We start from the raw sequence: 13,413 nt of genomic DNA, 5'->3' as shown, positions 1-13,413 counted from the left end.
GCTCCTAGGCGCCGGTGGCGACGAAGTCATCGCGTAGTTCATCGGCGACACCGCCGAGGTTGAGCTCGAAGGTGAATCCCTGCTCGAAGCGGTAGCTCTTGTTGACGTCGATCGGGTCTATGCAGTTCAAGGCCTCCTTGGCGGCGCGCATGACCCGGGGATCCTTGGACGCGATCTCGCCGGCGTAGGCGAACGCGGTCTCGTCGAGTTTGTCCGGGGACACGATTTCAGCAACGGAACCAAGTTCGGCCAAGCGCTGTGCGGAGATATTGCGGCTGGTGAAGTACAAGGTGCGCAACATGTGTGCGGGAACCAGGCGAGCCAAGTGGGTTGCCGCACCCAACGCTCCGCGATCAACTTCGGGGACACCGAAGTAGGCGGTGTCACTGGCGATGATGGTGTCGGAGTTGCCAACCAAGCCAACTCCGCCACCCAGGCAGAACCCGTGGACAGCGGCAATGACCGGGACCGCGCACTCGTAGATTGATTTGAATGCCGCGTAGCAGCCACGGTTTGCGCCAAGAATGGCGTTGAAGTCATCCGTTGACTGCATTTCCTTGATGTCAACGCCCGCATTAAAGCCACGTCCTTCGGCGCGCAGTATGACCGCACGGGTGTTTGGGTCCTTGCTGGCTTCGTCCATCGCCGCGCCGATGCCGAACCATCCTGCTACCGGAAGTGCGTTGACCGGCGGGTAATCCATGGTGACTACGCGAATGCCGTTGTGGTGCATTGCTGATTTGATGGCCATTTTTACTCCTGTACCTAACGTTTGCTTGATTTTTACCCTAGCACTTGCTTGGTTCGAGGTACACTGGCAATCCAGAGCAACAAAATCCAGAGGAAGGAAAGTACATGACGGGCATTTGTGAGGGCCGGGTCGCCATCGTGACCGGTGCCGGACGCGGACTGGGACGGGAACACGCCTTGGAGTTGGCGCGCCAAGGCGCCAAGGTGGTTGTCAACGATCTGAGCACCACTCTGGACGGGGTGGTCGAGGCTTCAAGCCCGGCCCATGAAGTGGTTGAGCTGATCCGCGCAGCAGGTGGAGAAGCTATTGCCAATGGCGCCGACGTCGCAGACTTTGAACAGGCCGGTGCCATGGTGCGCCAGGCCATCGAGACCTTCGGGCGACTCGACATCCTGGTGAACAACGCCGGATTCGTGCGCGACCGCATGCTGGTAAACACCTCCGAAGAAGAGTGGGACGCGGTGATCCGCGTGCACCTCAAGGGTCACTTCGCCCCGTTGCGCCACGCCAGCGAGTATTGGCGCAATGAGGCAAAGGCCGGCCGCACACCCGACGCCAGGGTGATCAACACCTCCTCGGGTGCCGGACTGCAGGGCAGTGTAGGCCAGGCAAGCTACTCTGCAGCCAAGGCCGGAATCGCCGGATTGACGCTCGTCGCCGCCCATGAACTGGCCCGCTACGGGGTGCGCGTCAATGCGATCGCGCCGGCGGCCCGAACCCGCATGACCGAGGGCGCCTTCGCCCAGGCCATGGCCGCACCCGAGAGCGGATTTGATGCCATGCACCCGGCAAACGTTTCACCCATCGTGGCCTGGCTGGCGGGAAGCACCTCCGGAGATGTCACCGGCCGGGTCATTGAAATCGAGGGTGGCAGGATCTGCATCGAGGAGGGCTGGAACCACGGTCCGGCTCACGATGCGGGAGAACGCTGGGATGCGGTCTCGGCAGGATCGGCAATTGAGGAACTGCTGGCGCGTTCGGCAACCCCGGAACCCGTGTACGGTGCCGCTCCGGTCCCTGTGGCAGCATCATGAGCGCGGCAACCACAGTGCCCGAGGCAGCTCTTGAAACCGGTGCCTGGGCCGGACGGCATCTGGGTGAGCGCACCGTAAGTTACACACAGGACGAGGCAATTCTCTATGCGCTGGCCATCGGCGCCCCGGTCAACGATCTGGAGCTGGTCTTCGAGGACCGGTTACGTGTACTTCCTTCCTTCGGTTTGACCCTGGCCCAGTGGGCCCCGGACCTCATGGCCGACCAAGGAGCCTTCGATAATCGCTCGGTTCATGGTTCCCAGGAATTGCTGGTAGCCAAGGAATTGCCACGCTCAGGCGAACTGCGGCTCAGCGCACGGGTCGGCGAAGTATGGGACAAGGGCAGCGCAGCGGTTTTCAACATCATTGTTGAATGCGACTACTTCCAGGCCACCTGGCAGATTTTTGCTCCCGGCTTTGGCGGTTTCGGTGGGGAACGCGGCCCGGGCAAGCCTGCAGCGCCCCACGGGGAACCACTCGGAGCGGCAAGCGTACAGACCCAACCGAACCAGGCCGCGCTATACCGCCTGCTCGGGGACAAACACCACATCCACATCGATCCGCAGGCCGCCAAGCGCATCGGACAGGATCGCCCGATCCTGCACGGGCTGGCAACGTTGGCAGCAACCACGTTGCCCTTGGCAACCCTGACCGGTGCACACCCGGCGGACATCGTGGAATTCGGTGGACGGTTCTCCGGGGTGGTTTTCCCCGGAGACAAGATCAAGGCCACGGTCTGGGACGGCGGCCGCTTTGCGGCCGCCGTGGGAGAACGCACGGTGATCTCCGAGGGCCTGGCCGTATTCAGCTGACCATGCGAAGCATCGCAGCCCGGCAGGGCTTGGACATTGCAAAGTCTAGGAAGGACACATCGTGAAAATCATCGTACTGATGAAGGAAGTTCCGGATACCTATGGTGAACGCACCCTGGATCTGGAGACCGGTCTGTTGAACCGGTCGGCAAGCGAACCGGTGCTCGATGAAATCACCGAACGCGCGCTTGAAGTTGCCCTGAGCCACCGGGAGAAGGATGCGAACACCGAGGTCGTCTTGCTCACCGTGGGCCCTGCCGGCACCCTGCCGGCAACCCTGCGCAAGGGCCTTGCCATGGGCGCGGACCGTGCGGTGCACGTGCAGGATCCGGCGCTCTTGGGCGCGGATCTGAGCCTCACCGCGCAGGTGATTGCCGCAGCGGCCAAGCACATCGGATTCGATCTGGTCATCGCCGGCAATGCCTCGACCGATGGCGGCGGCGGCGCCTTGCCCTCGATGCTCACCGAGCTGTTTGGAGTAGCCGGACTTGCCTCGCTGAGCACCGTGGCAATCGATGAACTGACCGTTTCCGGGAGCTGCAACACCGAGTTCGACAGCTATGAGGCGAGTATTGACCTGCCCGGCGTGATCTCGGTGACCGAAGCCCTGCCCGATGCACGTTTCCCGAACTTCAAGGGCATCATGGCCGCCAAGAAGAAGCCGTTTGAGACCCTTGACCTGGCCCAGCTAGGCATCGTCATTGACCAAGAAACCGCTAGATCCATCGTTATTTCGGCGGCGCAACGTCCGGCCCGCAACGCCGGTATCCGCATTGAGGATGCCGGTGACGCCGGAGACCAAATCGCAGAATTCCTTGCCCAGAACCAACTCATCAAAGGACGCTCAGCATGATCGGCTACCCAGCGAATTCAATTCTTGTGCTCGTCGAGGTTTCCCCGTCGGGCCAGCTCCGTTCCGGTGCGGCAGAGCTCATCGGCGCCGCGGCATCGGTTGGCAGCGCCGTGGCCTTGGCGCTCGCCCCGACGGGAAACGCCGAACGGCTCGGCACCGAACTTGCAGCGCTCGGAGCCGCACAGGTGCTGATCTCCGAAACCGAGGAACATGCAAGCTCGGTGGTGGTACCCGCCGTTGATGCGCTGGCAGCCGCTGCCGCGGTGGTTGCACCCGAGGCGGTGCTCACGGCAAACTCCATCCGCGGACGAGATGCCGCTGCCCGCTTTGCGGCACGCAGCGGTTCGGCCCTAGCCCTTGATGCGGTAGGAATCTCCCGGGACGAGGAGGGCATCATTGCCCATCACTCGGTTTATGGCGGCGCCTATCTGGTCGATTCCGCGGCCAGTACCGGTGCGTTGGTCATTACCCTGCGCCAAGGTTCCTCGGATCTGCGCTCCGAAGCACAGCCCTCAAATGTTCAGCAGTTGCCGGTCGCGGCATCAGGAGCCCCTGAAGCAACCATTACCGCTTACCGGGAGACCGCCGCGGCATCTTCGCGCCCCGAGCTGCGCGGTGCCGACATCGTGGTCTCCGGTGGCCGAGGGCTGGGTTCGGGGGAGAATTTCTCGCTGGTCGAGGGACTCGCCGACGCCCTGGGTGGTGCCATTGGGGCATCACGCGCCGCCGTCGATGCCGGATACGTCGCGCAGACCATGCAGGTGGGCCAAACCGGTGTCACGGTTGCCCCGCAGCTCTACATCGCCTTGGGCATTTCCGGTGCCATCCAGCACCGAGCGGGCATGCAGACCTCTAAGACAATCATCGCGATCAACAAGGACCCGGACGCACCAATCTTTGACATCGCCGACTTCGGCGTGGTTGGCGACATCTTTACCGTGGTACCGCAATTGGTCGCAGCAATTGAAGCAAAGCGAGGCTAAATCGAATGGCCAGACAGGGACTCCCACGTACTCCGGGCGCCGGGACAGCAGGTTCCGAGACCCCGGCCGCTCAGCAACTCCCAACCCAAGAACCGGTGCCGACTGCGATCGCATCCACGGTGGCAAAAGCCGCCGCGGTGCCGGCCGTGACAAGGCGACGTGGCCTGCCACGCCCAACCGACACCGAAGCTGCCACCACCGGAATCTCGGAGCCGGCGAAGGCATCACCCGCTTTGGAAACCGAAGTCGACAAAACTCCGGTGCCCGCACCGCCAACCGGACGCCGGGGACTGCCACGCACCACCGGCGCTGCCGTTGGAACAGCTCAGCAGACCGACACCGGTGGGGTTGGAGCTCCCGAAGCAGCGGTGGTTGGCACGGCTGAACCCCTGGCCGTTGTGCCTCGGGTGGAGACGCGAATCGACAACAGAAGCCCGGCAAGCCCTACCGCACCGGTGCGGGAAACCGGGGCTCGTGCAAAGCTGCCTGACAGCCGCGTTGGCCGCGCAATTCTTTGGGCCGTTGGTCTCCTGGTCCTGCTGGCCGTCGTGGTGTTTGCCGCGCGCTGGTTGATGACCACCGAAACGGTGCAGGGTTTTGTGGCGCGGTATCCGGGGGAAACCGAACTGCCGCACGGAGCACCGACGGGACTCCCTGGCTGGCTTGCCTGGCAACACTTCTTCAATATCTTCCTCATGGTGCTGATTATTCGTTCGGGTTGGCAGGTCCGTACCCAACGTCGCCCTCCGGCAAGCTGGACGCCTCGATGGGGCAAAAACCCCAAGAAAATCAGCATCAACCTCTGGCTGCACCAGTCCCTGGACATCCTTTGGCTGGTCAATGGGGCAGTTTTTGTGGTGTTGCTGATCGCCACGGGTCAATGGATGCGTGTCGTTCCGACAAGCTGGGAGGTCTTCCCCAATGCGCTTTCGGCAATACTGCAATATGCATCCCTGGATTGGCCCACCGAGAATGGTTGGGTCAACTACAACAGCCTGCAGGTTCTGACCTACTTCGCCACGATCTTTATTGCGGCTCCACTGGCGGCGCTTACCGGATTGAGGATGTCCGAGGCTTGGCCAAACAGGGCCCAGGGATTGAACAGGATCTATCCGGTGGAGGTGGCCCGTGCCGTCCACTTGCCGGTGATGTTCTACTTCGTTGGATTCATCATCGTGCACGTGGCCCTGGTGCTTTCAACCGGTGCGCTGCGGAACCTGAACCACATGTATGGCGGTCAGGACGCGGTCAACTGGTATGGATTCTGGATTTTCCTTGTCTCACTGCTACTCATTGTGGGTGGCTGGTTTGCGGCTCGCCCCTTGATCCTTGCACCCATCGCTTCGCTTTTTGGAAAGGTGAGCCGTTAGTAAGTTAGTAGAGAACTCGACGCCGAAGCCCGCGGAATCCCCTGGAAAATGATGGGATTCAGCGGGCTTCGGCGTTTGCGCAGCGCCAAGTATTTCCGTACCTTTCTTGACCTAAAGCATGTGTCCTAGGAGCCGGTGGGTGCGCCACCCGGAGGTGCTGAGTGACGAAACCACAGTTGCTAAGGGTTTAGGCTGGGAAGTGAGCTGGCATCCGGACGGAAAGATATGGGTGATCATAATTGCAGCGCAAAACGGACCGCAAGAATCAGCAGGGTGAAGAGACCCGGGTCCGAATCCTAGAAGAAGCAATGCGGCTGATGATTAGTCATGGCTATGCGGGCACGACTCTAGCTATGGTGCGCCGGGCCACGGGGGTGTCAGCAAGTTCCATCTACTGGCACTTTGCCAACAAAGAAAGCCTGATCGCGGCAGCCTTGGAGCACGCCTACCGGACGCAAGCCTCGCGACTGCCAAACTGGCTTGATACACCGCCCAGTCAAGTGCGTCGAGATGACTTGTACGCGGAGCTGATTCGTTCTCCAGCGGCAGGGGTAGATATGGAGTACTGGCGTGTGGGATTGCAGCTTGCTGTTGCCCGTCCCCATGAACCAATCCTCGCTCGGGACCGATTCTTGCAAATTCGACGCGAAAGCGTCGAATGGTTGGCACAGTGGTGGAGACGCACTCTACCCGCAGACATGGAACAAAAGGATCTTGCTTCGATCTTAATGGGCCAGCTCACCGTGGGGATCAGGGAGTGCGAGGTACTTAACCTCTATGAGCTGAGGCGTTTAGATGCCGAACCTCTGAACAAACTGATTGCTGCGTGCCTCGATGAGATTGCTGTTCGAATCGTCGAAATTGCAGCCGAGCGACCACTTGATACCCATCCCGTGGTTAAGGACCAACCATTTGAGACCACCTCGGAAGGAAGCCGGGAACTATTTGTCCGTGCGACCAAAGATGTCATCATGGAGCTCGGCTACGACGGTGTGACGATTGTCCGGGTCTGTGAAAAGGCCGGACTACCGGCAAGTTCCTTGTACTGGTTCTTCAAAGACAAGGACGAGCTGATCGCTACGGTTATTGAGGAAGCCTGCCAAGGGTGGGCTTCGATTCGGCAGAACTCACATCTTCGACCGGTCGATGGTGACTGGTCTGTTCTAGCCCGTCGGCACATTCTTCCCGCCTTGGATGGAAGTGCCGGAGGCGGCGTCCTGGCACTGGGACTTCTGCTTCTGTTGCAACGATCGGATCAGGTCTATGCGGGCCGCAAAGAACTAGAACTTGTCATGCAGGATGGTTTTGAAGTCACGGTGCTGTGGTTCCGAGAGATGCTTTCACCGATGCTGGAGGAGCCCAAACAAGAGGATTTGGCCAGGTACTTTACAGAATGCTTCTTCCGGTTGCTGGAAAGTAGCCTGCTGAGCAAGCAAGTTGAGGATCAACTGTGGGACCCGGCTTTACTTGCGGATTTGATAAGCACCGCGCTGTACCGGGTCGCAGGCAAGGTCCAGGACGGTACTACTGTTCTGGACCTTGTGCACCAATAAATAACTGAGTGACTAGCCACGAGATTTGGGTGCGATGCTCATTGCGGTAGCGGTAAGCATCAGTTGGTCTGCCCAAGCGGTGATCTGTCGTGCGGTGACGGAGCTTGGCAAGTGGGTAATGCGCAACACCAGCCGCACTTTACCTGCTGAATCCCATACCGGAGCCAACAACGAGTCAACCTCGTACCGTTCCCCATCCAGCAGCGTGATTGGAGCGTAACTGCTAGAGGTGCGGGAAATAATCTCACGAATATGGCGTTCCTGAGCCGGTGTGTAACGGCCCGATGAGTATTCGCGCAGGGCCGCAAAGACCTCTTCGTCCCGGTAATCACCTTTCATGGTCACCGACCAGCCGCGCTTGCGGACAGCCCGCAAGCGTTCGCGGTATTCCTGCGGGGAACATTCATCACTGGGCAGGGCGCGAGACAGCCAACGCTGAATGGCTTCTTCATCTTCCCAGGCCAAGCAGAGCTCACCCATGGGTGGCATGAGCGGAATGCGTTCCCCCAGTCGATCCGTGGTGTCCCACGGGACACCCGCCCCAGCGACCATCACGGCCATTTGATCGTTGACAACCGCCATGGCCGTGCATCCGGCATTCAACGACGAAGCCAGCCACTCCATTTCGGCCCGTCCTTGTTCGGCCAAACGCACACCGGCAATGAGATCCGTTTCGAACGGAGCATGCAGTGACAGCGGCGCGAATTGCCCATAGCCGCCCTGGAAGAACAGCAATGGCGCTACCGGCCGGCACACCTGAAGCTCTTGGACGGCACCCACCACGATGTAGTGGTCGCCGGCGTCGGAAACGGATTCAAAGATGCAGTCGATGTAGGCCACCACGCCATCCAGCACCGGGGCACCGGATGGAGACTGGGTCCAATCGACCGAATCGAATTTATTCTCGGTTCGACCGGCAAAACGGCGGCAGATATCTTCTTGATCACCAGCGAGAACATTGACGCAGAAAGACTTCGCCGTACGCAGCCGTTTGAATGTGTATGAACCGACGGTTGGCAGGAACCCCACCAGGGGTGGATCTAGGGAAACAGACGTGAAGGATCCCACGATCATGCCAACGGGTTCACCATCATCGGCAATGCCCGTAATGAGAACAACCCCGGTGGGGAAGTGTCCCAAAACATTACGGAAAGCCATTGGATCTTCAACGGTTGGGAGTTGCGCCCCCAAACTGACTGCGTTCATTGTCTTTCCTTCCAGACGGTCGTACCGGTTAGTCATACGAGAGGTGGGTTACTTCTGGTCCAATAGGTCTAGTGCTACATCCACGATCATGTCTTCTTGACCGCCAACCATGCGCCGGTTACCCAGCTCCATCAGGATCTTTGTGGTGGGGATTCCGTAGCGTTTGCTGGCGGTTTCCGCATGGCGCAGGAAGCTGGAATAGACACCCGCGTAGCCAAGTGAAAGCGTTTCACGGTCCACCCGTACCGGGCGGTCCTGCAGGGGACGAACCAGATCATCGGCGGCATCCATCAAGATGGGCAGCGAGCAACCATGTTCGAAGTTGTATTTATCGGCTGCGGCAATGAAGGCCTCGAGTGGAGCATTTCCGGCTCCGGCGCCCATACCAGCCAAAGAAGCATCGACGCGATTGGCACCGTGCTCCACCGCGGTGAGTGAGTTGGCAATGCTCAACGAGAGATTTTCGTGGGCGTGGATACCGATCTCGGTGGCCGGATCCAGTACGTCGCGAAATGCATCGATGCGTTCGGCCACGCCCTTGGGAGTCATCGCGCCGCCGGAATCAACCACGTAGACGCAGGTGGCCCCATAGCTTTCCATCAGTTTGGCTTGTTTGGCTAGCTCTGCGGGCTGGCTCATATGGGACATCATCAAGAAGCCCACGGTGTCCATGCCCAGTTCGCGGGCCGCGGCAATGTGCTGAGCGGAAACATCGGCTTCGGTGCAGTGGGTAGCGATGCGTACTACCGAGGCACCGGCGCTATGTGCGTCCTTGAGGTGGTGAATGGTGGCGATGCCAGGTAGCGCCAGCGTGGCGACCTTGGCATTCTTGACCGCGCCGGCAACTGCGGAGATCCATTCCAGGTCGGTGTGCGCACCGAAACCGTAGACACAGGAAGAGCCATTGATGCCATCCCCGTGAGCCACCTCAATCGAGGAAACACCTGCTGCGTCAAGTTCCGTGGCGATGGCGACGGCCTGGTCCACCGTGTACTGGTGGCGGATGGCATGCATGCCATCGCGTAGGGTAACGTCGGAAATGTAGAGCTTGCTCATGCTCCTACCTCCTGCAAAGTAGCTTCGGTGAGTTGTACTTCAACGCCGCCGTTTTCGGCCCAGCGTTCGGCAACGGCCATGGCCGCGGAGGTCATAATGTCCAGGTTGCCCGCATACGCCGGCAGATAGTGCGCTGCTCCGGTGACCTCGAGCATGACCGTGACACGGGTGCCATGGAATTTTCCGGAGCCGGGCAGGAAGAGCGGTGCCTCTTCGCGAATGGTTTCGAACTGTACAGCCTGCTTGAGCTGGTAACCAGGAACATATTGCTGAACCTGCGCAACCATCGAACCGATGGAAGCTTCTAGAGCTGCGAGGTCGTTGTTGCCTTCGACGAGGCAGTACACCGTGTTGCGCATGAGCATGGGCGGCTCGGCAGGATTCAAGATCATGATGGCCTTGCCCTCTGCAGCACCCCCAACCTTGACCAGCGCTTCGGAGGTGGTTTCGGTGAACTCGTCGATATTTGCGCGGGTGCCGGGACCGGCCGAGCGTGAAGATACCGAGGAAACGATCTCGGCATAGCGCACCGGAGCGACCTGGGAAATTGCTGCAACGATGGGAACCGTTGCCTGACCTCCACAAGTGACCATATTCAGGTTGGTCTCTTCTAAATGATCATCCATATTGACGACCGGGATGCAGGAAGGGCCGATGGCTGCGGGGGTCAGGTCAAGGACGCGAACTCCGGTGTCTTTGAGCAGCTCCCAGTTCGCCCGGTGGGCCGAGGCGCTGGTGGCATCGAAGACCACCTTGATATCCTTGAAGTTTGGCAGTTTCAACAGCCCTTCAATGCCTTCGGCGGTAGTCGGAACTCCAAATGATGCGGCTCGACGCAGGCCATCGGACTCGGGATCGATGCCTACCATGGCACCCATCTCCAGGCGTGTGGAGCCACGTAGTACCTTGATCATGAGATCGGTGCCGATGTTACCCGAGCCAATAATGGCCACGGGCCAGCGTTTTTGATTTTCCACTACTTCTCCTCGTGCGTGATACGGACCTGGCCGAGGCCCTGAATGGTTACAAGTGCGTTTGATCCCGGTGGGAAGTCGACCATGGGTCCCAGCGCTCCGGTCATTAGAATTTCTCCGGCGCGCAGCGGCCTGCCCAACCCCGCCATGCGTCGTACTAGCCACAAAGCTGCACGGTAGGGGTGCCCGAGACAGGCTGCTCCAGAACCGACGGATGCCACTTTCCCGTTGACTTCCATGACCATTCCGGCGGCGAATAAATCCAAGGCCGAAGGAAGTACTGGCACGGTCCCGGTGACGATTCGGCCGCAGGACGCATTGTCAGCAATAGTGTCCAGGATGGAAATATCCCAGTTATTGATCCGTGAGCCGACGACTTCGATGGACGGAAGCAGGTGGTCGATCGCCGCCATGAGCTCGTTCATGGTTGTGTCGGGATTGGGGAGGTCCTTTTTGAGAACCAAGGCCACCTCCGCCTCGACACGCGGCTGAAGGACTTCTCCCGCGGTAAGACTTTCACCGTCGGCTAGACACATATCAGCGAATAGCACCCCGAAGTCGGGTTGGTCCACGCCCATCTGGGCTTGCACGGCCTTGGATGTAAGGCCGATCTTGCGTCCCACGACACGGCGGCCCTGTGCGGTCCAGTGGTCTTCGTTCATTTGTTGCACAGCGTAGGCAGCTTCGATGCCGCCGAAGGCGAGTTCTTCGCGGATTGGCCAAATTGCCAAGCTATTGTCTTCGGCTTCACGTAGCCGTTTAGCTACGTCAGCAAGCTCCGCCATGCTGGCGGGTGCCGTTTCGATGAATGTAGTCATCCGTCCTCCCAGAGTGAAGCCCCAGTATGTCGCGGAGCGAGAAAGCTTCGATGAGGTGATCCCGGAGAGCGGGATGAAATGTGAGCCGAAGCACTAGCCCAAGCTCTGTAGTGAGGTGTACAGTGAAGGTCACCTCGAGTGCTCCGCATCACAGTGCATAAAGATTGTTTTTCGAGCCTTGGGGAATCTGGTCACTGTAGGTTTCATCTCTCCGTAAGCCGGAGAGTTTAGTATTTTTCCCGGAGGTTTCTTGATGAGTGTTGCTACCAGCACCCCCACTGACTGGTCTCCAGCGGCGGCAAGTAGCCGGCCCCCGTCGATGGCGGCTCGAATGACATTGATTATGGAGGCCTTCGAGCCCTTCAACGCCAGACTTTTGCTTGATGAAATCACTGAACGCACCAAGCTGCCACGCTCAACAACGCACCGAATCCTGGATCAACTTGTCCAATTCGGCTGGGTGGAGCACACCCCAGAAGGTTATGGAATGGGCTGGCGAACGATGAAGTACCGCAGCCATGACTCCATCAACGGCCGGATCCGCGCCGAGGCGGCGCCCCTGCTGCATGACCTGCAAATGCGCACGGGGATGGTGGTGCATCTGGCGGTCCTTGACGGGTCAAGTATTCACTACCTCGATAAGCTCGGTGGGCGTGCGGCGGTAACCGTTCCTTCGCGTGTCGGTGGCAGTAACGCTGCGCACGGAACGGCCCTGGGCAAGTCAATGCTTGCCTGGGTAGATCCCGAGGAGCTCGATGAATTGTATAAAGACGGGCTGCCGCAGACCACCCGTAACACCATAAAGGATACGCAAATGCTCTATGCCGAGCTGGGTCGTATCCGGCGCCGCGGTGGATTGGCTTACGAGTCGGGGGAGAGCTTCGATGGTGTTGCCTGTGTAGCTGCGGCCATTCGGGGGCGAAGGGAGCCCTTGGCCAGTATCTCTCTGGTGGGCCGGACCCAAGATCCACTTGAGCGTATGGCTCCCCTAGTGCTAGATGCCGCCCGCCAGGTCTCCGAAGCTCTTCTGGTTCACGCGTAGTTCGCGAGAAACGGGGGCAACCCCGCTTCGCCTTGGGGGTGTGTTCCGATGCCGTTCTTGCTGCCGACGGGGGCAATGATTGTGCCTTTCGGGCGAGTCCACAAGAGACCCTGTAGCCCGTTGACAACGGTGAATAGTCCGGAGCGCTGCTGGTTTCACTGGAACGTCTGAAGAACACCGACAACTCATCATTGGTTATTCGCCCTCGCGTACATGCAAGACGAAATTACGCACATGACCCTGCCTCACGCTGATTTTCCGGTCCACCTCGGCCGTGCGGTCAAAGCCACCATACGGCAATCACTTCATCATCCGAACGTTGACGGAGCCTCCAAAATTAGAGGTGATGCTCACCGGCGGCGGAGAACATGTCTTGGACATGGATGGGCTGCCTACCAGCCTCGGCCTCTCCGGCGTGGCTCCCTCGAACTCGACGATGTCCAAGTTCGTGGAATGGGCCGCGGGCCAACCCGAGGCCTTCGCCCACCGGTACGCCACCCGGATAGACCCGCTCATCATCGACTTCGGTGGCACGCTCGTCACCTCACACAGTGACAAGGAATGGGCTGCCGGAAGTTTCAAGGGCTGTTCGGGCTCGCCCCGCCGGTCACCAACCTCGACTACGGCAGGGGCAACGGCACCGGAGAGATCCTGGTCGCCGAGCGGCGGCCGGGAAACAAGACGGCCAACTCTGCCAGGACAATACCCGGGTGCTCGGCAAGGCACTGGACTAGCTGCCCGAGTCCATGCGCGACGAGAACGGAAACCTGGCCGCGGACAGGAATTTGGTGCGCACCGACAGTGCCGGGCCCGCCGCGAATTCCTGCCGTGCTTAGCCTTGATCCACCGATGAGATTTGGGAGCTGCTCGGCGTTTTAACCACGAAATGCCCGTCGTATCAGGGAAAATTGAACTTGCGACAGTAACAACATTCCTGAAATGAAGGGCATCTCGTAGATGC

At 59.8% G+C, this 13,413-nt stretch carries 12 protein-coding genes; 7 read left to right on the top strand and 5 right to left on the bottom strand.

Features of this window, described 5'->3' with window-relative positions:
- Positions 1–4 precede the first annotated feature (4 nt).
- Positions 5–751 carry an enoyl-CoA hydratase family protein gene (locus tag DQ353_RS17190; protein WP_113764412.1) on the bottom strand — a complete coding sequence of 249 codons (747 nt, stop codon included), beginning with the start codon at positions 749–751 and terminating at the stop codon, positions 5–7.
- Between the two features lie 104 nt (positions 752–855).
- Between DQ353_RS17190 and DQ353_RS17185 the strand changes: the two genes are divergently transcribed.
- The 6 genes from DQ353_RS17185 to DQ353_RS17160 all read left to right on the top strand — a co-directional run bounded on the left by DQ353_RS17185 (position 856) and on the right by DQ353_RS17160 (position 7,356).
- Entirely contained in the window at positions 856–1,785 is a 930-nt protein-coding gene (locus tag DQ353_RS17185; protein WP_113764411.1) for an SDR family oxidoreductase, read from the top strand.
- On the top strand, positions 1,782–2,597 hold the full coding sequence (locus DQ353_RS17180) for a MaoC/PaaZ C-terminal domain-containing protein (protein WP_113764410.1): 816 nt from the start codon (positions 1,782–1,784) through the stop codon (positions 2,595–2,597). Before DQ353_RS17185 ends, DQ353_RS17180 begins: the two co-directional genes overlap by 4 nt.
- 61 nt (positions 2,598–2,658) lie before the next feature.
- A complete protein-coding gene (locus tag DQ353_RS17175; RefSeq protein WP_113764409.1) occupies positions 2,659–3,450 on the top strand; it encodes an electron transfer flavoprotein subunit beta/FixA family protein in 792 nt (263 codons plus the stop codon).
- Positions 3,447–4,433, top strand: a complete 987-nt coding sequence (locus tag DQ353_RS17170) for an electron transfer flavoprotein subunit alpha/FixB family protein (protein WP_113764408.1) — start codon at positions 3,447–3,449, stop codon at positions 4,431–4,433. The genes DQ353_RS17175 and DQ353_RS17170 overlap by 4 nt, the downstream gene beginning before the upstream one ends.
- Before the next feature lie 233 nt (positions 4,434–4,666).
- Positions 4,667–5,803, top strand: coding sequence for a cytochrome b/b6 domain-containing protein (locus DQ353_RS17165; protein WP_502696412.1), 1,137 nt, complete (start codon positions 4,667–4,669; stop codon positions 5,801–5,803).
- A 239-nt stretch (positions 5,804–6,042) separates the two neighbouring features.
- Positions 6,043–7,356, top strand: a complete 1,314-nt coding sequence (locus DQ353_RS17160) for a TetR/AcrR family transcriptional regulator (protein WP_146755313.1) — start codon at positions 6,043–6,045, stop codon at positions 7,354–7,356.
- A 12-nt stretch (positions 7,357–7,368) separates the two neighbouring features.
- On the opposite strand, the gene DQ353_RS17155 is transcribed toward DQ353_RS17160, so the two are convergent.
- From DQ353_RS17155 to DQ353_RS17140, 4 genes are read right to left on the bottom strand one after another with little or no spacing between them, the layout of a single operon-like run.
- Complete coding sequence (locus DQ353_RS17155; RefSeq protein ID WP_181578469.1) at positions 7,369–8,562, bottom strand: flavin reductase; 1,194 nt, start codon at positions 8,560–8,562, stop codon at positions 7,369–7,371.
- Between the two features lie 48 nt (positions 8,563–8,610).
- Positions 8,611–9,618, bottom strand: a complete 1,008-nt coding sequence (gene dmpG, locus DQ353_RS17150; protein WP_113764405.1) for a 4-hydroxy-2-oxovalerate aldolase — start codon at positions 9,616–9,618, stop codon at positions 8,611–8,613.
- Positions 9,615–10,595 carry an acetaldehyde dehydrogenase (acetylating) gene (locus DQ353_RS17145; protein WP_220094047.1) on the bottom strand — a complete coding sequence of 327 codons (981 nt, stop codon included), beginning with the start codon at positions 10,593–10,595 and terminating at the stop codon, positions 9,615–9,617. The genes dmpG and DQ353_RS17145 overlap by 4 nt, the downstream gene beginning before the upstream one ends.
- Positions 10,595–11,410, bottom strand: coding sequence for a 2-keto-4-pentenoate hydratase (locus DQ353_RS17140; RefSeq protein WP_113764404.1), 816 nt, complete (start codon positions 11,408–11,410; stop codon positions 10,595–10,597). The genes DQ353_RS17145 and DQ353_RS17140 overlap by 1 nt, the downstream gene beginning before the upstream one ends.
- 331 nt (positions 11,411–11,741) lie before the next feature.
- Between DQ353_RS17140 and DQ353_RS17135 the strand changes: the two genes are divergently transcribed.
- Positions 11,742–12,452, top strand: a complete 711-nt coding sequence (locus tag DQ353_RS17135) for an IclR family transcriptional regulator (RefSeq protein ID WP_286166875.1) — start codon at positions 11,742–11,744, stop codon at positions 12,450–12,452.
- The last annotated feature ends 961 nt before the right edge of the window (positions 12,453–13,413 follow it).

It is taken from the genome of Arthrobacter sp. AQ5-05, assembly GCF_003287975.1.
Classification (GTDB): domain Bacteria; phylum Actinomycetota; class Actinomycetes; order Actinomycetales; family Micrococcaceae; genus Paeniglutamicibacter.
Note: the sequence above shows the minus strand (reverse complement) of the source record. Positions and strands in the feature narration are given on the sequence as shown.